This window comes from Amycolatopsis sp. lyj-346 (genome assembly GCF_046548975.1).
Taxonomy (GTDB): Bacteria; Actinomycetota; Actinomycetes; order Mycobacteriales; family Pseudonocardiaceae; genus Amycolatopsis.
Window position 1 is genome coordinate 116,183 of sequence record NZ_JAJPWT010000001.1, and the last position, 20,264, is coordinate 136,446.

The 20,264-nt window shown below is 71.2% G+C and carries 18 protein-coding genes and 1 pseudogene; 11 read left to right on the top strand and 8 right to left on the bottom strand.

The window, feature by feature from the left end; all coding sequences use genetic code 11:
* Positions 1-82 precede the first annotated feature (82 nt).
* On the top strand, positions 83-928 hold the full coding sequence (sepH, locus tag ACLJQE_RS00595) for a septation protein SepH (RefSeq protein WP_410636938.1): 846 nt from the start codon (positions 83-85) through the stop codon (positions 926-928).
* Positions 929-955: 27 nt separating this feature from the next.
* Here the strand turns inward: sepH and ACLJQE_RS00600 are convergent, their stop codons facing one another.
* Positions 956-1,567 (bottom strand): DUF2537 domain-containing protein, encoded by a 612-nt coding sequence (locus ACLJQE_RS00600; RefSeq protein WP_410636939.1) that lies wholly within the window; start codon positions 1,565-1,567, stop codon positions 956-958.
* 49 nt (positions 1,568-1,616) lie between these two features.
* Positions 1,617-2,423, bottom strand: a complete 807-nt coding sequence (locus ACLJQE_RS00605; RefSeq protein ID WP_410636940.1) for a TrmH family RNA methyltransferase — start codon at positions 2,421-2,423, stop codon at positions 1,617-1,619.
* Between the two features lie 210 nt (positions 2,424-2,633).
* Between ACLJQE_RS00605 and ACLJQE_RS00610 the strand changes: the two genes are divergently transcribed.
* The 5 genes and pseudogenes from ACLJQE_RS00610 (at position 2,634) to ACLJQE_RS00630 (ending at position 7,242) form a co-directional block, all read left to right on the top strand.
* The gene (locus tag ACLJQE_RS00610; RefSeq protein ID WP_410636941.1) at positions 2,634-4,133 is read left to right on the top strand and encodes a glutamate-cysteine ligase family protein; all 1,500 of its coding nucleotides are present in this window, start codon (positions 2,634-2,636) and stop codon (positions 4,131-4,133) included.
* A 50-nt stretch (positions 4,134-4,183) separates the two neighbouring features.
* Positions 4,184-4,780 (top strand): TetR/AcrR family transcriptional regulator, encoded by a 597-nt coding sequence (locus ACLJQE_RS00615; protein WP_410636942.1) that lies wholly within the window; start codon positions 4,184-4,186, stop codon positions 4,778-4,780.
* 73 nt (positions 4,781-4,853) lie between these two features.
* Positions 4,854-5,513: a heme oxygenase (biliverdin-producing) gene (locus tag ACLJQE_RS00620; RefSeq protein ID WP_410636943.1), complete on the top strand. Its 660-nt coding sequence runs from the start codon at positions 4,854-4,856 to the stop codon at positions 5,511-5,513.
* Positions 5,514-5,699: 186 nt separating this feature from the next.
* Positions 5,700-6,323, top strand: a complete 624-nt coding sequence (locus ACLJQE_RS00625) for a superoxide dismutase (protein ID WP_410636944.1) — start codon at positions 5,700-5,702, stop codon at positions 6,321-6,323.
* 105 nt (positions 6,324-6,428) lie between these two features.
* A pseudogene (locus tag ACLJQE_RS00630) lies at positions 6,429-7,242 on the top strand (arylamine N-acetyltransferase family protein).
* 253 nt (positions 7,243-7,495) lie between these two features.
* On the opposite strand, the gene ACLJQE_RS00635 reads toward ACLJQE_RS00630, so the two are convergent.
* Together ACLJQE_RS00635 and ACLJQE_RS00640 are read right to left on the bottom strand one after the other, a co-directional pair.
* Positions 7,496-8,752, bottom strand: coding sequence for an MFS transporter (locus tag ACLJQE_RS00635; protein ID WP_410636945.1), 1,257 nt, complete (start codon positions 8,750-8,752; stop codon positions 7,496-7,498).
* A gap of 113 nt (positions 8,753-8,865) precedes the next feature.
* Positions 8,866-9,297, bottom strand: coding sequence for a MarR family winged helix-turn-helix transcriptional regulator (locus ACLJQE_RS00640; RefSeq protein WP_410636946.1), 432 nt, complete (start codon positions 9,295-9,297; stop codon positions 8,866-8,868).
* Between the two features lie 107 nt (positions 9,298-9,404).
* On the opposite strand from ACLJQE_RS00640, the gene ACLJQE_RS00645 reads away from it, so the two are divergent.
* On the top strand, positions 9,405-9,947 hold the full coding sequence (locus tag ACLJQE_RS00645) for a hypothetical protein (protein ID WP_410636947.1): 543 nt from the start codon (positions 9,405-9,407) through the stop codon (positions 9,945-9,947).
* Here the strand turns inward: ACLJQE_RS00645 and ACLJQE_RS00650 are convergent, their stop codons facing one another.
* Positions 9,948-11,417 (bottom strand): NCS2 family permease, encoded by a 1,470-nt coding sequence (locus ACLJQE_RS00650; RefSeq protein ID WP_410638266.1) that lies wholly within the window; start codon positions 11,415-11,417, stop codon positions 9,948-9,950. It lies immediately after the preceding gene.
* A gap of 82 nt (positions 11,418-11,499) precedes the next feature.
* Here ACLJQE_RS00650 and ACLJQE_RS00655 point away from each other — a divergent pair, with 82 nt between their 5' ends.
* Entirely contained in the window at positions 11,500-11,727 is a 228-nt protein-coding gene (locus tag ACLJQE_RS00655; protein WP_410638268.1) for a DUF2530 domain-containing protein, read from the top strand.
* A gap of 3 nt (positions 11,728-11,730) precedes the next feature.
* Here ACLJQE_RS00655 and ACLJQE_RS00660 read toward each other — a convergent pair whose 3' ends face one another.
* Positions 11,731-14,538 carry a sacsin N-terminal ATP-binding-like domain-containing protein gene (locus ACLJQE_RS00660; RefSeq protein WP_410636948.1) on the bottom strand — a complete coding sequence of 936 codons (2,808 nt, stop codon included), beginning with the start codon at positions 14,536-14,538 and terminating at the stop codon, positions 11,731-11,733.
* Positions 14,535-16,574: a DUF3027 domain-containing protein gene (locus ACLJQE_RS00665; RefSeq protein WP_410636949.1), complete on the bottom strand. Its 2,040-nt coding sequence runs from the start codon at positions 16,572-16,574 to the stop codon at positions 14,535-14,537. The genes ACLJQE_RS00660 and ACLJQE_RS00665 overlap by 4 nt, the downstream gene beginning before the upstream one ends.
* Before the next feature lie 51 nt (positions 16,575-16,625).
* Here ACLJQE_RS00665 and ACLJQE_RS00670 point away from each other — a divergent pair, with 51 nt between their 5' ends.
* Genes ACLJQE_RS00670 through ACLJQE_RS00680 form a run of 3 tightly spaced genes read left to right on the top strand, consistent with a single transcriptional unit; the run spans position 16,626 to position 19,808 of the window.
* Complete coding sequence (locus ACLJQE_RS00670) at positions 16,626-17,393, top strand: glutaminyl-peptide cyclotransferase (RefSeq protein ID WP_410636950.1); 768 nt, start codon at positions 16,626-16,628, stop codon at positions 17,391-17,393.
* A 50-nt stretch (positions 17,394-17,443) separates the two neighbouring features.
* Positions 17,444-19,321, top strand: a complete 1,878-nt coding sequence (locus ACLJQE_RS00675) for an MFS transporter (protein ID WP_410636951.1) — start codon at positions 17,444-17,446, stop codon at positions 19,319-19,321.
* A 10-nt stretch (positions 19,322-19,331) separates the two neighbouring features.
* A complete protein-coding gene (locus ACLJQE_RS00680) occupies positions 19,332-19,808 on the top strand; it encodes a DUF2771 family protein (protein ID WP_410636952.1) in 477 nt (158 codons plus the stop codon).
* Here ACLJQE_RS00680 and ACLJQE_RS00685 read toward each other — a convergent pair.
* A complete protein-coding gene (locus ACLJQE_RS00685; protein ID WP_013230216.1) occupies positions 19,805-20,191 on the bottom strand; it encodes a cold-shock protein in 387 nt (128 codons plus the stop codon). The two genes, ACLJQE_RS00680 and ACLJQE_RS00685, sit on opposite strands and share 4 nt — an antisense overlap.
* Positions 20,192-20,264 lie beyond the last annotated feature (73 nt).

Here is a 20,264-nt window from a genome sequence, read left to right on the forward strand (position 1 = left end):
CGGCGCGCCTCGCACGTCAAGCCGACGCGCCGTTCTAACGTGGGCACCCACAACGGTGAAGAAGATCGGGGAGGCGAGAACAATGCGGGCGCTGCGAGTGGTCGGACTGCACGAGGACGGGAAGTCCATCGTGCTCGAAGACCCGGCGAGCCGTACTCGTTTCCTGCTCCCGGCTGATGAGCGACTGCGCGCGGCGGCGCGGGGTGACATCACCCGCCTCGGCCAGATCGAAATCGAGTTGGAGAGCCAGATGCGGCCACGCGAGATCCAGCAGCGCATCCGGGCCGGCGAGTCCGTCGAGCAGGTCGCCGCGAGCGCCGGTGTCTCGGCGCAGCGCGTCGAGCGCTACGCCTACCCCGTGCTGCTCGAGCGGTCCCGGACCGCCGAGCTGGCGCAGAGCGCCCACCCGGTCCGCGAGGACGGCCCCGACGTGCAGACGCTCGGCGAAGTCGTCGCGTACAGCTTCGGTGTCCGCGGCCACGACTATTCGCAGGCCACCTGGGATTCCTGGAAGGGCGACGACGGCCGCTGGGTCGTCGTGCTCCGCTGGAAGGCCGGGCGGTCGGACAACCGCGCGCACTGGGCGTTCTCGCCGGGTGCGCACGGCGGCACGGTGACGGCCCTGGACGAGAACGCCGAAGTCCTCCTGGACCCGAACGCATACCGCGCACCGCGCACGGTCCGCGCCCTCGACCCGGCTCGCGAAGCGGAGTTCCAGCCGACGCTGGACTCGGTGGCACCGGAGCGCGCCGAGCTGCCGTCGGCCGAGCCGGACCCGGACGACGACACCCGCGAGATCCCCCGCGTCCCGGCGGACCCGGAGGAAGACACCGCGGTGCCGGAGCCACGGCCCAAGGCGAAGAAGAACCACCCGATCGTGCCGTCCTGGGAGGACGTGCTCCTCGGGGTCCGCTCCCAGCGCGGCTGAACCCCAGCGCCCCTACGCCGGGCTGCGCTAGAAGGCGATCACCAGCACGCCGATCCACGCGATCACGACACCGCCCGCCGCGCCGTAGGCGGCCCAGCGCAGGATCGGGGTGCGGCGGATCAGCCACAGCGACGGCGTGATCCCGGCCGTCACGATCACCGAGGCCACCAACGCGAGCCAGCCGCTGGTCTCGCGGGCCAGCGTCGATGCCAGCGCCAGCATGGCCACGATGACCACGGCCGCGATGAACGCCGAGACGGTCAGCCCGGTCAGCCACGGCGTCGGCTCCCCCGGTGGGCCGGGCGGGCCGAGCACCGCCCGGACGAACCGGTGGCCGGGTTCGGCGGACGGCGGGGGCGGCTCGACGACCGTGTCGTCGCCGGTCACCGGATCCACGAACCGCACGGTCGTGCCCATCACCGAGGCCAGCCGGCCGGCCAGCTGGCGGCCGCGCTGCGAGACCACCGCGCCCGCCTCCGCACCGGGATCGGCGGTGACCGCGGACGCCACGCGCGCCCACTCGTGCAAGGCCTGCGCGAGATCGGCACCGATCGCGAGCTTGTGCGGGTCCACCTCGCGCGCGTGCTCCCCGCCCGGGCCGGCCAGCACGGCGCGCTCGCCGCGGATCCGCAGCTCCATGGTGCCCCTTTCCGCCTCGGCGACCAAAACCCCTCGAAGACTGAAAACCTTAGCCGTCCCGGGCCAGTTCGTAGAAGGCAACGGCGGCGGCCGTGGCGATGTTCAGTGAATCGACTCCCGCCGTCATGGGTATCCGGACGGCATGATCAGCCGCCGCGAGCGCCGTCTCGGTCAGCCCGGGACCTTCGGCACCGAAGAGCAGCGCCACCCGCCCGGACGCGTGCTCCCGCAACGCGGGCAGCGGGATCGACCCCGGCCGCGGGGTGAGCGCCGCGATGGTGAACCCGCGCGCACGGAGGTCGTCGAGCCCGCCCGGCCAATCCGTCAGGTGCCCGAACGGCACACGCAGGACGTGGCCCATCGACACGCGAACGCTGCGCCGGTACAGCGGGTCGGAACAGCCGGGGCCGAGCAGCACTCCGCCGACGCCGAGCGCGGCCGCGTTGCGGAAGAGCGCACCGAGGTTTTCGTGGTCGCCAACGCCTTCCAGCACGGCGATCGGCCCGGTGCCGCCGACGACTTCGGAAACCGTCAGCGGCGACGGCCGGTCGGCGACGGCCAGCATCCCGCGGTTGAGGTGGAACCCGACGATGTCGGCCATGGTGTCCGCCGAGGTGACGTACTGCGGCACGTCGAGCCCCGCCAGGTCACCGGCCAGTTCCGCGAACCGCCGCTCCACGCCCAGCAGCGCCCGTACCGGGTAGCGGGACGCCAGCAGCCGGGACACCACGACGGTGCCTTCGGCGATGACGAGTCCCCGGCCGCCGGGCCGGTCGGGCCGGCGGTCCGCAGTGGAAAGGTCGCGAAAATCGTCGACGCGGGGGTCGCCGGAGTGGTCGATGTGGATCACGCCCATCCGCCCAGTCTGTCACCCGCTTGCCGGGCGGCTCACTGGTCCGAACGTCCACCGCGCGGTGGTACGAACGGGGCCATTTTGCTTTCGGTTGACGGCCCGTGACGGACAGCACCAGTTTGGCCGCTAGCCCGGGTGCATCGCCTGTGTAACGGTTGTCCGCCGGGGCCTGAAACACGTCCTAGTCCACGCCGACACGAAGCAGGGATGGTCATGGGGATGGACCTCGAGGCTCAGCCGTTCAACACGCTGGACCGAGGACGGTACCGCCGCAAGGTGCAGCGTTGCCTCGACACGCTGGCCCGCATGCTCACCGACGGCAGTTTTTCGTTCCCCCGCAAGAACATCGGCCTCGAAGTCGAACTGAACCTCGTCGACCGCGAGCTGCGCCCGTCGATGACGAACACCGCGGTGCTGGAGGCGCTCGACGACCCGTCGTTCACCACCGAGCTGGGCCAGCACAACATCGAACTGAACGTTCCGCCGCGGCCGCTGGCCGGCGATTCCGCTCTCCAGCTCGAAGACGACCTCCGCGCGTACCTCGACACCGCGGCGACGAAGGCTCGCGACACCGGCTCGTCGGTGGCGATGATCGGCATCCTGCCGACGTTGAAGCACGAGCACTTCGACCAGAAGTGGCTCACCAACAAGACCCGGTACTCCTCGCTGAACGACCAGATCTTCGCCGCGCGCGGCGAACGCACAGTGCTCGCCATGGAAGGCGCGCCGCTGCCGGGCCGGCCGCCCGAACGCCTGCGCAGCTACGCGGAGTCGATCCTGCCGGAGGCCGCGTGCACCAGCGTGCAGCTGCACCTGCAGGTCGCGCCCGAGGAGTTCGCCGCGCACTGGAACGCGGCACAGTGCCTGGCCGGGCTGCAGATCGCCCTCGCGTCGAATTCGCCGTTCCTGCTCGGCAAGGCGCTGTGGCACGAGACGCGGATCCCGCTGTTCCTCCAGGCGACCGACACCCGTCCGGAGGAGCTGAAGAACCAGGGCGTGCGGCCGCGCGTGTGGTTCGGCGAGCGCTGGATCACGTCGATCTTCGACCTGTTCGAGGAGAACGTCCGCTACTTCCCCGGCCTGCTCCCGGAAACCGACGCCGAAGACCCGATCGAGGCGCTCGACGCGGGCCAGGCGCCGAAGCTCACCGAGCTGCGCATGCACAACGGCACCATCTGGCGCTGGAACCGCCCGGTGTACGACGTCGTCGACGGCCTGCCGCACCTGCGCGTGGAGAACCGGGTGCTGCCTGCCGGGCCGACGGTGGTCGACACGGTGGCGAACGCGGCCTTCTTCTACGGCGCCCAGCGCGCGCTCGCCGACGCGGAACGCCCGGTGTGGAGCCAGATGTCGTTCCAGGCCGCCGAGGAAAACCTCTACGCGGGCGCGCGGCGGGGCTTCGACGGGCAGCTGTACTGGCCGGGCATCGGCTGGATCCCGCCGGACGAGCTGGCGCTGCGCGTGCTGCTGCCCCTCGCCCACGAGGGCCTGCGCCGCTCCGAGGTCTCCGACGAAGCCCGCGAGCGCTACCTCGGGATCATCGAACGCCGGTGCCTGGCGCGGCGGACCGGGGCGACCTGGCAGCGGGACTACGTCCTGCGGGCCCAGGAGCGCGGGCTCGACCGCGAGGCGGCACTGAGCCTGATGCTGGGCCGCTACCTGGAGCTGTCGGAAATGGGCGAACCAGTCCACACCTGGCCGGTGGCCGACTGACCGAAGCCGAGCTTTCACGTGAAAGTGCCCCTTCCCGCTAGCCTGGGTGGATGCCGAAGATTCTCGGTGAGTCGCTGGAGGCGCACCGGCGCGAGGTGCGGGCCCGGGTCTTCGACGTCCTGCGCGCGCAGCTCTACGAGCGCGGCTTCGACGCGATCACCCTGGCCGGCGTCGCGTCGGCGGCCGGGGTGGGCCGGACCGCGCTGTACAACCACTTCCCCGACAAGGAAAGCCTGCTGGTCGCCTTCGTCGAGGACGAAGCGGCCCAGTACGTCAAGCGGCTGACCGAGGCCGTCGAGGCGCAGGCCGATCCGGTCGACCAGCTGGCCACGTTCGTCCGGCTCCAGCTGCGCGTGCTGGCCGAGTACCACATGCCACCGGGCACGGCGCTCGCGTCGGCGCTGGCACCGGCGGCGTACCGGCGCATCAGCGCGCACGCCGACCCGATCACCGACCGCCTGCGCGCCATCCTCGCCGGCGGCGTCGACCTGGGCCGCTGGCCGGCCGAGGACCCGGACGTCCTGATCCCGATGATCACCGCGGCCCTGGGCAACCGGACGCTGGTCGACGGGCCGGCCGGACAGCTGGACGACGTCGTCGAGGCGGCGGTGCGGTTTGTCCTGCGTGCGGTCGGCGCGGCGGTTTAGGGTGGCCTAAGTCCGGTTCATGCCCTACGATCTTTCTGACATCGTGTCAGATCGATCGCCGGGAGGCCTGCCCATGTCGGTGACCACGGACGCCCGCCCGTTCTCGGCAACCCTGCGCGCCTCGACCCTCGAAGTCCACGACCGGGCGAACTACTCGACGTACATGCGTGCCCTGCTCGGCGGGGAGCTGAAGCAGGACGGCTACACCCAGCTGGCGATCCAGTACTACTTCGTCTACAGCGCGATCGAGGCGGCGAGCGACGCCATGGCCGGCGACCCGGTCGGCGGCGAGTTCGTCTTCGACGAGCTGCGGCGGCTCCCGCTCCTCGAGCGCGACCTCGCCCACCTGGTGGGTCCGGACTGGCGCGCGACGATTTCGCCGCTCGCCTCCACGGAGGCGTACGTCGCCCGGGTTCGCGAAGCGTCGACGTGGGCCGGCGGGTACGTCGCCCACCACTACACGCGCTACCTCGGCGACATCGCCGGTGGCCAGGTCATCCGGCGGACGCTCGAGAAGAACTACGACGTCGCCGAGGCCGGCGCGCTCTTCTACCACTTCGACGGCATCGGCAGCGCGCCCCGCTTCCGCGACCGGTACCGCGCGAAGCTGGACACCGCGCCCTGGGACGACACCGAGCGCGCCCGGGTGATCGACGAGACGCTGGTGGCGTTCGAGTGCAACGTCGCGGTGTTCGACGAGCTGGCGCTGCGCCTCGACGAGTTCCGCGCCTGAATGATCGATCTCACAGCCCGTTGACCTCCACTTAGGTTCAAGTTGCAGGCTCGGTTTCGAGTGGTGCGCCTCCGGGGTACGCCATTCACGAGCCGCCGTCCCACGTACCGCCCCCACTCGCCGCGAAGGGGCGTGTGCTACTAGGTTCGGTACCGGAAACTTGTGTCGAAGAAAGAAGGAGGGCCAATGGCCCGCTACGAGCTCCCCGATCTCGACTACGACTACAGCGCCCTCGCGCCGCACATCTCCGGCGAGATCAACGAGCTGCACCACAGCAAGCACCACGCGACCTACGTCAAGGGCGCGAACGACACCCTCGACAAGATCGCCGAAGCCCGTGACGCCGGCAACTTCGGTGACATCGTCGGCCTGCAGACCACGCTCGCCTTCCACCTGGCCGGGCACGCCAACCACGTCGTGTGGTGGAAGATCCTGTCGCCGGAGGGTGGCGACAAGCCGACCGGTGAGCTGGCCGCGGCGATCGACGAGGCGTTCGGCTCCTTCGACAAGTTCAAGGCGCAGTTCACCGCCGTCGCGACGACCATCCAGGGCAACGGCTGGGGCGCGCTGTCCTGGGACCCGATCGGCAAGACGCTGATCACCCAGCAGCTGCGCGACCACCACAACAACCTGGTGCTGCCGACCACGCCGATCCTCCTGGTCGACGTCTGGGAGCACGCGTTCTACCTCGACTACAAGAACGTCAAGCCGAAGTACGTCGAGGCCCTGTGGAACATCTTCAACTGGGCCGAGATCAGCAAGCGCTTCGACAACGCCGTCGCCGGCGGCAACGGCCTGCTGCTCAGCTGAGTTCTTCGCGTCGAACGGGGCTCTCCTTCCGGGAGGGCCCCGTTTTTCGTCGCCGGCTTGAACCGCCTTGACCTCGAGCACGGTCGAGGTGTTTCAGTGGACGGCATGGAGATCGACGCGTACCTGGACCGCCTCGGCGTCGCCCGCCCGGCGGCGCCCGACCTCGCGACGCTGCGCCACCTGCAGGAACGCCACCTGGCCGCGGTGCCGTTCGAGAACCCTGAGCAGCCACCTCGGGGAGCCGGTCGTCCTGGACGAGGACGCACTGTTCGGCAAGATCGTGCACCGCCGCCGAGGTGGGTTCTGCTACGAGCTGAACGGCCTGTTCGCGGCATTGCTGCGGGCGCTGGGCTACGACGCTTCCCTGCACGCGGCCCAGGTCTTCGGCCCCGACGGCACGCCCGGCCCGCCGCTGGACCACGCGGCGATCGTCGTGTCACTGGACTCGGCGGACTGGCTGGTGGACGTCGGTTTCGGCCGCTTCGCCCGGCACCCGCTGCTGCTGTCCGCAGTGGACGCCCAGCGCGACGCCGAGGGCGAGTTCCTGATCCTGGACGCCCCGCACGGCGACTTCGACGTCCTCCGCGACGGCGAACCGCAGTACCGCCTGGAGCGCCGCCCGCGCCCGCTGGCCGACTTCATCCCGATGGCGTGGTGGCAGACGACGTCCCCGGAGTCCCACTTCACCCGCTCGCTGACGTGCTCCCGCCCGACCTCGCAGGGCCGGGTGACCCTGTCCGGCGACAAGCTGATCGAGACGGTCGACGGCGTCCGCGACGAGGTCCACCTGCCCACCGAGGAGGCGATCCGCGCGGCATACCGCGTGTACTTCGGCATGACGTTGACCCGCCTGCCGGTACCACCGGGCGGGAGTCCCTTGACGCGCGGCGTGCCCCAGCCGGACACTGCGCTGAGCTGACACTGCGCTGACATGAACGAAGCCCCGGCCTGGGGTTTTCCCAGGGCCGGGGCTCCGTCCGTTCCCGAACTGACTGCCGCTCCCACCACGAAGCGGACATGCATGAGGTTAGCCTAACCTCATCTCCGCGGGCAAGAGCTGGACCACGGAGACTCGGATCTCACTCTTCCGGGTGACGCCGGGGCGCAGGCCGCCGGTTTTTGTCGGTGCCCGCCAATACGGTCGCGCTGTGATTACGAACCGATACTGCCGGTCAGGCCTTGGCCCGCTTCAGCACCCGCAGCCCCAGCCCTCGCTTCACCGGCCAGGAAACCCCGCCCCGCCGGATCAGCACCACCGCGCACACGACCGCGGCCACCGCCGACACCGCCCCACCGATGTAGAAGGGAGACCGCCCGCCGAACTCCTGAGCCATCCACCCCACCATCGGCCCGCCGATCGGGTTGCCGCCGATGAGCACCAGCACGTACAGCCCCATCACGCGTCCGCGCATCTCCGGGCTGACCGACGTCTGCACCAGCGCGTTCGCCGTGTTGAGGAACGTCATCGTGGCGAAGCCGAGCGGGATCAGGCCGAGGCCGAACGTCAGGTACGTCGGCATGAACGCCGTGATCACCTCGAACACGCCGAGGAAGAACGCCGACACCAGCATCAGCCGCACCCGCGGCCGGCCCTTCGTGCCGCGGCGGGCGGACATCACCGCGCCGGTGAAGGTGCCGACCGCCACCAGCGTCGAAAGGAGGCCGTAGCCGTCGGCCGCGGTGTGGAAGACGTTCGCCGCGACGATCGGCAGCGAGCTGAAGTACGTGATCCCGAACGTGCTGACGAACAGGACCAGCACCATCACCGTCATCAGGTCCGACCGGCGGCGGACGTACCGCAGGCCCTCGGCCAGCTGGCCCTTCTCGCGCGGCACCGCCGCGACGCGGAACAGCTTGTCCGGATTCATCAGGACCAGCCCGGTGATCACCGCGATCGTGCTGACCGCGTTCGCGATGAACAGCCAGCCGGTGCCGATCCAGGTGATCGCGAACCCGGCGATGGCCGGGCCGACGATCCGCGCCATGTTGAAGATCGACGAGTTGAGCGCGACGGCGTTGGCCACCTGGTCGCGGCCCACCATCTCGGCGACGAACGACTGCCGCGTCGGCACTTCCAGCGCCGCGGTCACGCCGAGCGTGAAGCACAGGACGTAGACGTGCCACAGCGCGGCGAATCCGCTCAGGTCGAGCACACCGAGGATCACGGCCTGCGAACACGCCGCGACCTGGATCCAGGTGAGCAGCCGCCGCTTGTCGACGCGGTCGGCGAGGACGCCGGCCCACAGCGAAAGGAACAGCGTCGGGGTGAACTGCAGCGCGACCGCGACACCGAGGGCGATCGGGTTGTTGCCGCTGAGGGTGAACACCAGCCAGTCCTGGGCGATGCGCTGCATCCAGGTGCCGATGTTCGAGATGACCTGGCCGGTGAAGAACAGCCGGTAGTTGCGGACCCGCAGCGAGGCGAACATGCTGCGGCGCGTGGACAGGGATGGCGGTGACGCGGACGGCGGTGAGGCCGTCTCCCGGGTAGCAGTGGTCTGGATCGAACGCTTGGTTTCGCTACCCGTGGCCGTCACCGTGGTTAGTTCCCCGCCATCCTGTCTATGATTTCGGCGGCTTTGGAGAGCACTTCACGCTCTTCGTCGCCGAGTTCCGCCAATTGCCGGTCCAGCCACGCCTCCCGCACGGAAATGGCCTTCCGCACGTAGGTCAGCCCGCTCTCCGACAGCTCGACGATGGCTTGCCTGCCATCGGTCGGGTGCGGGCGCCGCTCGACGAACCCCTGCTCCTCGAGCGCGGCGATCACCCTCGTCATCGAAGGTGGCTGGACGCCTTCCTTCGCGGCGAGCTGCCCCGGGGTCAGCGCACCGCACTTGTGCAAGGTGGACAGCGCGGCGACCTGCGTCAGCGTGAGGTCGTCCCCGACGCGCTGTGCCCGCAACCGACGGTTGAGCCGGACCACCGCGAGACGCAAACGGCTCGCCAACGAGCGTTCGTGCGTGTCGCCGGACATATAGTTAGCATACCTTACGAAACATCGGCCACACGGGTGATCTCCGTCAAACCGCAACCCGGAGCAGGCCCGCGCGTCCTCACCAGGAGCAGAACACGGGGAGCCGGATGAACAAGAAACTGGTGGGCTCGGCCGTGATCGGCGCGGCGGTTCTGGCGATCGTGGTGGCCCAGTTCACCGGCGGCGGTGACGAGACGCCGGCAGCCGCCCCACCGCCGACGACACCCAAGATCATCCAGGGCACGTTGGAGATCTACCAGCTCCCGGACGCGGCCGGCCCCGGCTCGGCGATCGAGATCCCGGTGCCGTCGTCCTGGGCCGTGAGCCGCGACAAGGAGCGCGCGAGCTACCGCCGGGGTGCGCTCCTGCTCGAGACCGATCGGGTGCCGATCACGCAGGAGGACGCCCTCGGCGGGCTCCGGGCGGTGGCCGGCGGGCAGGGCGGCACCGTGGCGGAGCACGCCCCGATCGCCGACCGGGACGCCGCGGAATGGGACTACACCTACGAGCGCGACGGCGTGGCGCGGCGGGTGACCGTGGTCGGCCTCGGCGCCGGCGACGCACTGGTGACGGTGCGATTCGAGGCCCCGGTCGCCGAATTCGAGCGCAACCGGGGCGTCCTCGACGAAGCCCTGAAGATCAGGGGCTGATCAGCGGAACGCCGCCTGGAGCGGGCCGACCGTGAAGTACGCCACGAAGGCCAGCGCGATCACCCACATCAGCGGGTGCACCTGGCGGGCCTTGCCGGTGGCCGCGCGGATGACGACGTAGCTGACGAAGCCGGCGCCGATGCCGTTCGCGATCGAGTAGGTGAACGGCATGACCACGATGGTCAGGAACGCCGGCAGCGCGATCGAGTAGTCGGTGAAGTCGATGTCGCGGACCTGCGACATGAGCATCGCGCCGACGACGACCAGCGCCGGGGCGGCCGCCTCGACCGGCACCACCTGGTACAGCGGGGTCAGGAACATGGCGGCGAGGAACAGCACGCCGGTGACGACGTTCGCCAGGCCCGTCCGCGCGCCTTCGGCGATGCCGGACGCCGACTCGACGAACACCGTGTTCGAGCTGGCCGAGCCGAAGCCGCCGGCCGCGCCCGCGAGCCCCTCGACGAACAGCGCCTTGCCGACGTTGGGCAGCTGGCCGTCCTTCGGGAGCAGGTCGGCCTCCTTGGCGAGGCCGGTCATGGTGCCCATCGCGTCGAAGAAGTCGGCCAGGACCAGCGTGAACACCAGCAGGCAGACGGTGATGATCGGCAGCCGCGTCCAGGCGCCGAACGAGACGTCGCCGACCAGCGAGAGGTTCGGCAGGCCGAGCACCTGGTCCGGCAACGCCGGGTAGCCGAGGTTCCAGCCCTTCGGGTTGGTGCCCTGCGACGGCCCGGCCTTGACGATCGCCTCGACGACGATGGCCAGCACCGTCGACGCCAGGACGCCGATGAGGATCGCGCCCTTGACCTTGCGCACGACCAGGATGCCGGTGATCAGGAGGCCGACGACGAACACCGCGGTCGGCCAGGAGGCGATCGAGCCGTTGATACCGAGTCCGACCGGGACGGTGGTGTTCGCGGCGTCCGGCAGCCGGCGCACGAACCCGGCGTCGACCAGGCCGATCAGGCAGATGAACACGCCGATGCCGACGGCGATCGCGGACTTCAGCGCGGCCGGCACGGCCCGGAACACCGCGGTGCGGAACCCGGTGAACACGAGCACCACGATGATCACACCCTCGATGACCACCAGGCCCATCGCCTCGGGCCAGGTCATCTGCGGGGCGATGGTGACCGCGACCAGGCTGTTGATGCCCAGGCCGGTGGCGATGGCGAACGGGTAGTTCGCGACCAGGCCCATGAGGATGGTCAGCACACCGGCGACGAGCGCGGTCACCGCGGCGACCTGCGGCACCGGGAGGATGCCGCCGAGGACGTCCTTGTGCGCGCCCGCGTCGTCGGCCGAGAAGCTGCCGATGATCAGCGGGTTCAGCACCACGATGTAGGCCATCGTGACGAAGGTGACCAGGCCGCCGCGCAGCTCGCGCGACACGGTCGACCCCCGCTCGCTGATCTTGAAGAACCGGTCCAGTGTGGACGTCCCGGTGCGGGTCGTCTCCTGCTCCGCCATTCGCCTGCCCATTCTGTCGCTGCTGCGGAGTACCCTGCACCTCGTGAGTGAACCGATCAATCCACCGGAGGTTACGGGCTCGTTGCGGCACACGCCGGAGCTGCCCAAGAAGCTCACCGACCTGACGCCGGTGGTGATCGTAGGCACCTCGATCTGGGCTGTCGCGCTGGTGGTGCTCTTCTTCACGACTTCGGGGCTGTGGGTGCAGACGGCACTGTCCGGTTTCGCGCTCGGCTTCGTCGGCTTGGCGATCATCGCCTGGCAGCGCGCCGCCGCCCGCCGCGGGTCGAAGTCGGCCCAGCGGCTCTAGCGCTCAGGCGAAGAGCGTCCGCGGCGAAGGGTCGTCGAGCAGCGCGGTGATCAGGTGCCGGTCGGGCCAGCGCCCGGCCGCCCAGGCGAACGCGCGCGCCAGGCCGTCCGAGGTGTCGGCCGCGTGCAGCCGGTCGTCGGACCACCACTGGACGTCGTGGTCGGCGCCTTGGATGTGCACGGTGAGCGGGTCGTGCACCAGGACGCCGCCCTCCGGGAGCCGGATGCCGAGCTGGTCCGCAACGAGCTTCAGCGCGGGGAGCTCGGCCCAGTGCGCGTACTCGCCTTCGCTGGTCACCTCGGCGGGCTCGCCGCTCGCGAGCGGCAGGTCGAGCAGGTCCGCGAGCCGTTCCGGGTCCTCGGGGGCAACCACGTACCGGCCGGGCTCGAGCGCGCCGGCGACCCACGGCACGTCCAGGACCAGCGCGTCGTCCACAACGGACCCGTCCGCGGCCCGGACGGCCCGCGGCACGCCGGGCTCTGCTCCGGACTCGACGACGGCGCCGTAGGCGCGGGTGGCCAGCCCGGGCGAGACCACCCGAGCCGGGTCGGCAAGCCGGTCGAGGAGGTCGCCTGCTTCGTCCACACTGGACAGCGTGAGGTCCGCGCGCACGCCGGCGATCTTGAGGAGGTCTTCGGTCAACCCGACGTCGGGGACCTCGTCGAAGAGCCCGGCGAGATCGGCGTCCGGCAGGCGCCACTCGTTCGGCGCGGCCCCTTCGAGCACGGCGTACTGCGCGATCCACCAGCCGGCGTGCCCGCGCGGCGTGCGCAGGGCGTGCCACGTCCCGGGTCGCGCGGCGAGCAGGCGCAGGGCGGCGGGCCACGCGTCGTCGGCGACGAGGTCGAGGTCCCGGATGGCGACGAGCGTCGAGGGCGGCTCGGGAAGCGAGTCCCACCAGGTCTCTTCGTCGGGCAGGTCGTGGTCGGGCTCGTGCGGTTCGTCGTCGACGACCACCGCGAAGGAGTCGAGCACGCCGGCGGCCTCGAGCGTGCTTTGTGGCCAGTCCTCGGCGAAATCTTCGTCGAGGACGTCCATCGCGCCGTCTTCCTCGAAGACCTCTTCGTCGAAGATGTCGAGCAGCGGCGACGCCGGGAGGACGAGTTCGTCGGCGCGGCGCCAGGTTTCGGTGCCGGGCAGGGCGAGCGCGCCGACCCAGCGGGGAGCGTCGTCCGCGCAGTCGGCGATCAGCCGCAGCACGGCGCCGGCGAGCGTCGTACCGTCCAATCCGGACCGGACGTCCTCGACACTGCGTTCGACGGCATCGCGGAGCTGGTCGGCGTTGAGCAACTCGCGGGCGTCGGCTTGCTTGGCGCCCAAGCGTTCCAGGAGCGGGTGCGACGCGGCGGGATGCACCAGCCGCAGTCCCGGGATGTCCACATCGGACAGAAGGTCGAGCAGTTCGGCCGAGCCTTCCACGAGCAGGCAGCCACGAGCACCCGGCAGGGTCCGGCCGTCCGAAAGCGGAACCGGAAGACCCTCCAGCCGTTCCCCGGCGAGCGCGTGCGACTCGACGGCGATCGCCAGAGCCGCGTAGACCTCTCGCCACCAGCCCGGATCGCGGGTGACGCCGGTAAGCGTTTCCAGCACCTCTTCGATGCCGATCACCTGCACCGCAACGGCTTTGAGTACCTGCGCGGGACCTTCGAGCAAGCCGGGGACGAGCTCGGCGAAGAGCGCGCACAAGCCGGGAACGTCGACGTCGAGCACCCGGGCTTGCCGTCCGGATACCTCGACACCATCCTCAGTGGACAGCCAAGTCTGTCCACTGAGGACTTCCAAGACCTCGTCGCGCAGTTTCGCGTCTACAGTGGACTTCGGGAATCCGGGCACCGGAACGAGCGCGAACCGGTGTTCGGGCGGCAGCAGCCGGACGAGTTCGACGTACTCTTTCGCGGCCGCCTCAAGCGCTTCCGCCAGCTCGGGCCCGGGCTGCGCGCGGCGTCGCGACGGTTCGACCGGAACGGCGGCGAGCAGCCGGGCGGGCAGCGACAGCCCGTCGTCGGTCGGGGTCGGGGCGTGCAGCACGTCCTCGCCGAGCGGCCGCGGCGCACCATCGGCGCCGACCGGGACGGCCCAGACGACGTCACCGCGGTGGGTCAGCCAGCGCGTTTCCCGTTCCGGGCCGCGGATGTCGACGACGTCACCGTCGGCCTCGCGTGTCCAAACGCGACCATCGACGTCGAATTCCCCCAGCCAGGGCAGGGCCAGCAGCAGATCGGCGACGTCCTGGGCGAGTTCGCCGAGGAGGGCACGCCCGTCGACGCCGTCGCGCAGCGGCAGCCGCACTTCGGTGTCGAAGCCGGGCGGCACGTCGGCGGGCACGGGCCAGGGAAGCCGCAGGACGGGAACGTCCCCGTCGGTCCCGGCGGCTTGCCGGGTGCGCTCGGCGGAGAAGGCGACCCCACCGGTGACGGAGACGACGCGAGGTTCGTCGGAGACGGTCCGCACGGCGGCGAACCCGACCCCGAAGCGCCCGACGGTGGCACCGGTCTTGCCGGAGGCGCGCAGCGAGGCGAGCGAGGCAACACCCCGGGCGTCGAGCGGCGCGCCGGTGTTGGCGAACCGGAGTTCGGAGTCCACAAGGGACACCCGAACCCGCCCGGGCTTTCCCCCGGCCATGGCGGCATCGGCGGCGTTCTGCGCGAGCTCGACGAAGAGCCGATCCCGGTAGGCGCCGACCCGGAGGTCCCGTTCGACGTTGGTGTCCTCGGTGAGCCGGGTGGGCGAGTCCCGCCAGGAGCGCAGGGTGGCCTCACGGAGCCGCGCGGTCCCGAAGGGATCCCCGGGCTCAGGGATGTCGTGGGTCACCGTTCGGGAGCGTCGTCGACCTGGGCTTGCGCTTCATCAGCGGCGGCTTCGGTCACGACATCGCCGGTGAGAGCGGCCCGCGGAACCTCACCCGCCTCCGACCCACCAGGATCCGGAGCGGCGACTGCATCGGCTTGGGCAGGCTCCGCATCCTGCGGCTCGACCTCAGCAACCCCGGTCACCTCGGCCTGGGCCGGCTCCGCCTCAGCAGGCTCCGGCACCACCGCGTCCTGCGGCTCGACCTCAGCAACCCCGGTCACCTCGGCGTGGGCCGGCTCCGCCTCGGCGGGCTCCGCATCCTGCGGCACGGTCTCAACAGCCTCGGTCACCTCAGCCTGAACCGGCTCGGCTTCCACGGGCTCCGCATCCTGCGGCACGGTCTCAGCAACCCCGGTCACCTCAGCCTGTGCCGACTCGGCTTCACCGGCCTCGGTCGCCTCGATCGGGGCCGGCTGCGCGGCTTCGGCCGGGGACGGTGCTTCGCCACCGGTCGGACGAGGCTCGGCGACAAGATCGGCCACCTCCGCCGGGACGGGATCCACTTCTGCCGCATCCGACTCCGCCGCGACCGGGATCCCGGCCGCCTCGGGTTCGGTCGTCGCTTCGCGGGGCTCGGGGGCCGGAAGCTCGGTTGCGTCGGTCACCTCGGCCTGCGTCGGCTCGGCTTCCGCGGGCTCCGGCACCTCGGACACCACCGGCTCGGCGATCTCGTCGGCAGCCTCCGGCGCTACGGGTTCCGCCTCCGCAGCGACCGACGCCTCGACTGGCTCGGCAACCCCGTCGGCCGCCGCCGCAATCGGCTCGGCCCCTTCCGGCGCTGCGACCGGCTCGACAACTTCACCGGTCGCCGCCGGCTCGGCTGCTCCACTGGCGAGCGCCTCAACCTGCTGACCAGCCGGCTCGGCCACTTCGGAGGTCGCCGGCTCAGGCGCCTCCACCACTTCACCCGGCTCAGCGACCTCATCAGCCGCCACCGAGGCTGCCGCCTCCGGCTCCACAGCGACCGGCTCGGCCGCCGGCGGAACCGAATCGGCCAGCTCCGAAGCCGCCGGCTCCGGCACCTCCGCGGCCACCGGCTCGGCCACCGCAGCAGCCGAATCAGCCGAATCAGCCACCGCCGAAATCTCCGCCAGCTCAGCAGCGGAATCAGCCGCCACTGCCGCCGCCGGGGCCTGCTCCGGCTCCACTGCTGCCTCCGGCTCCACCTCGGCCGGCGACACGTCCGACTCCGCCAGTCCCGTCTCCGGCTCGGCCGCCGCCGTCTCGACCACCCCTGACAGGGCCGGGGCGTAGTCCAGCAGGGAGTCGTCGTACACCAGCTCGGCCACCGGGACCGAGGATGTCACCTCTACCTCTACCTCCGAGTGCGCTCCGCACCCGTACTCCACGTCCACCACGTGGCCGTCCGCCGGGGCGATGTCGTTGCTGCAGACCCCGAACACTCCGCGCAGCGAGCCCGCCAACGGCACGAAGAACCCGCATGTCCCGCACACGTCCGGGGCACTGCGCGCCATGTCGGAGCGGGGGCCGAACTCGCCCGCGTGCCAGCGGGACGCCGCCTCCGTGCGGCCGAAACGGGACAGCACGTGGACCCGGCCCAGGCCGGCCTCGTGGGCCGCCTCCTCCACCGCCGGGTCGTCCGACTGCAGGTACGCCGGGACGAGGCGGGGGTCGTTCTCCGCCGTCGGGAAGATGTCGCCCACTCCGAGGTCGCCCGCGCGGACGCGGCGCTCCCAGGGCACCCAGGCCGGCGCCACCAGGGCCGACGGGCCCGGCACCAGCACGACCTCACTGATCGTCACCGGCTCGTCGTCGCCCGCCAGCGCGACCGTCACCGACCAGCGCCAGCCGCCGTAGCCCGGAACCTGGGCCTCGAACAGGTGACTCGCCGTGACCGCGTCCTCGCGGGTGACCCCCACGTGCCCGCCGAGCTGCTCCTCGGGTGCGTTCTCCAGCACCGCAGCTCGCGCGAACTCCACCGCGTCGGCGAGTTTGCGCTGCACGGAACCGTCGTCCAGGGTCAGCAGCAGAGTCATGCGGCCAATTGTGCCGCACGCACCCACGGCGCCCGTGCCAGGCTGTTCATCGTGCGCACGCCGATCATCACCTCGCTGCTGCTGGCCGCCACCCTCGGCGGCTGCGCCGGTGCCCCCGAGCAGGCACCGGGCCCGGAACGGCTCACCGTCCAAGTCGTCTCGACGCTGCCGCACGACCCCGCCGCCTTCACCGAAGGCCTCGAATTCGCCGGTGACACGCTGTACGAGAGCACCGGGCTCGCCGGGAAATCCACGCTCACCGCGGGCCCGGCGGGCGGCCCGCCCCGCACCACGGCCACGCTGCCGTCGCCGCTGTTCGGCGAGGGCGTCACCGTCCTCGGGCCGACGCTGTGGCAGCTCACCTGGCAGGACGGCTTCGCCATCGAACGCGACGCGACCACCCTCGCCGAGCTCCGGCGCGTCCCCTACCAGGGTGAAGGCTGGGGCCTGTGCCACCAGGCCGACGGCCGCCTGGTGATGAGCAACGGCTCCTCGCGGCTCACCTTCCGGGACCCGAAGACGTTCGCCGTCACCGGCGGCGTCGACGTCGGCCGCGACCAGCTCAACGAGCTCGAATGCGTCGGCGGCGACGTCTACGCAAACGTTTGGCACACCGACACCGTGCTGCGGATCGAAGCCGCCACCGGGCGCATCACCGGGACGATCGACGCAGGTCAGCTGCGTGCGAAGGTGAACGCGACCGGCGCCGAAGACGTGCTCAACGGGATCGCCGCCGTCCCGGGCACCGGCGATTTCCTCCTCACCGGGAAGCAGTGGGCGGCCACGTTCCGGGTGAGGTTCGTCCCGGCTCCGGCGTGAAAGCACGGATGAGCAGGCGGAACCGGCCCCCGGTAAGGCAGGATTGACACGTGGCACTCTTCGGCTCGCGCTCCGGCTCCGACGGCACCCGGTCGGGTCAGCCGCACGGCCGGAAGTCCAAACGGCGCTGGACGCCGGAACCGGGTGCCGCGCAGGCGAAGTCCTGGCGGGACGCCGCCGCGCCGCGCGCCGAGCACGGCAACCCGCCACCACCGACCCGCGTCCAGCGGCCCGTCCCGCCGCGCGCGGGGTTCCACGACGGCCGCGTGCCGAACGCCGGCGAGGCGCCCACCGCGGCCGCCCCGAACCACCGGCCGCCGCCCCCGCGCGGGGCCCGGCCGTACGACCCGCACCGCACCGAGCCGGTGCGCCGCGAGCCACCCCCCGGCGGCTTCTACCACGGCGAACGCCACCCCGGCAGCGGCGAGTACGAGCACTACGACACCGGCGGCTACGCGGGCGAACCGCGACCGCCGGAGCCGGCACCCCAGCCGCCGCGGGAAGAACCGCGGACGCCGGGCGGCACGCCGAAGCTGCCGAAGAAGATCACCGTCACGCGGGTGGCGGCGATGCGCAGCCGTCAGCTGACCGGCCAGGCCGTCGGCGCGTTCCAGCGCGCGACGAAGGCCGACGGCGCCGAAAAGTCCGGCCTCACCTCGCTGACCTACGCCGTGATGCTGAACTACGCCAGCGACGCGGCGATGGCGATCGCGCTGGCCAACACCCTCTTCTTCGCCGCGACCAGCGGCGAGAGCAAGGGCAAGGTGGCGCTCTACCTGCTCATCACGATCGCGCCGTTCGCGCTGGTCGCGCCGGTGATCGGGCCCGCGCTCGACAAGCTGCAGCGCGGCAGGCGGCTGGCGATGTGCGCGTCGTCGATCGGCCAGGGGCTGATGGCCGTGGTGATGGCGCTGCACTTCGACGACTGGCTGCTCTACCCGGCCGCGCTCGGGATGATGGTGCTGTCGAAGTCGTTCACCGTGCTCAAGGCCGCGGTGACCCCCCGGGTGCTGCCGTCGGAGATCACGCTTTCCAAGACCAACGCCCGGCTGACCACGTTCGGCCTGGTCGCCGCGGGTGTGTTCGGCGCGCTGGCCAGCGGCATCAACGCGATCTCCGGCTCGGCGGGCGCGCTGTGGTTCACCGCGCTGATCTGCGTGGCCGCCGCCGTGCAGTCGATGCGGATCCCGGCCTGGGTGGAGGCGACCGAGGGCGAGGTGCCGACTTCTCTTTCGGCTCATCCGAAAGAGAAGAAACGGCGTCAGCCGATGGGGCGCCACATCGTCGTCGCGCTGTGGGGCAACGGCTCGGTGCGCGTGCTCACCGGCTTCCTCATGATGTTCGCCGCGTTCGCGGTCAAGGCGCAGACCGAGGGCAGCGGGCAGACGCCGTTCATGCAGCTGCTGCTGCTCGGCGTGATCGGCGCCGCGGCGGGGGCCGGCGGTTTTCTCGGCAACGCGCTCGGCTCGCGCCTGCACTTCGGGAGTCCCGACCAGGTGATCGTCGGCTGCGTGGCTGGCTGCGTGCTGGCCGCGCTGGTCGCGACGGTCCTGCCCGGCCTGGCCACGGCCGCGATCGTCGGCCTGGTCGGCGCGACGGCCAGCGCGCTGGCCAAGATCAGCCTCGACGCCGTCATCCAGGAGGACCTGCCCGAGGAGTCGCGCGCTTCGGCGTTCGGCCGCTCGGAGACCGTGCTGCAGCTCGCCTGGTGCTCCGGCGGGGCGATCGGCCTGCTGCTGCCGCCGACGTACTGGATCGGCTTCCTGGTGGTCTCGATCCTGCTGGCGGTCGGCCTGACCCAGACGTACCTCGTGCGCCGCGGCGGCTCGCTCGTGCCGGGCCTCGGCGGCGACCGGCCGCTGCGCCCCGAGCCGACCGGCAGCTTCCCGGCCCAGGGCCTGGCCGGCGACCCGAGGGCCCGCCGGTAGGCTCCGCCGCATGCGACGTTCCCGGGTGGTGGCCCTGCTTGCGGCCGGTGGGTTCGCGGTGGCCGGCTGCTCGGCACCCGGCCCGGCCGAGGTCACCTTCTACGCCGACGGCCACACGATCAACACCACGCCCGTGCTCACGTGCGACTACGCGAAGAAGCTCGCAGAGCCGTGCAGCGTGAAGGGCTCGACCCAGACGCTGAAGGTCCGCCCGGGCAAGCCGGTGCAGATCTCCGTGCCCGGCGAGGTCGCCGACTCGCCGTGGCAGATCGTCTACGAGTACGTCACCCCGCAGGGCGAGTTCAAGCAGAGCGACCCGATCCCGTTCACATCGCTGGACCGCTACGCCTACACGGTCACGCCGCCGACGCCCGCCGACCGCATCTCGGCGGTGGACGTGCAGAAGTACACGGCCGTGCTCAACGCGGACACCGGCGAGTCGGGCCTGCTGCCCAGCGACGTGTGGGGTCTCCGGCTGGAGGCTTAGGGATCGATGTCCCGGGCGACCGCACGCATGATCTCGGCGATCTGCTTGGTGTGCTTGCGGTCCGGGTAGCGGTTGCGCCGCAGGTCCGGCTGCACCTTCAGCTCGAGCAGCTTGATCATGTCCTCGATCAGGCCGTGCAGCTCCTCGGCCGGGCGACGGCGCGCCTCGGCGACGGACGGCGGCGGGTCGAGCAGCCGGACGGAGAGCGCCTGCGGCCCACGGCGGCCGTCGGCGACGCCGAACTCGAGCCGCTGCCCAGCCTTCAGCCCCTCGACGCCCTGCGGCAGCGCGGCCTTGCGAATGTAGACGTCGGCGCCACCGTCCTGCGTGACGAAGCCGAACCCCTTCTCCGCGTCGTACCACTTGACCTTGCCGGTCGGCACTTCCCTCACCAGTCTTTCTGCTGTCCGCTCACGACGAACGCGCCCGGGGCGTACCCAGGGCGCGCTGGGTAAA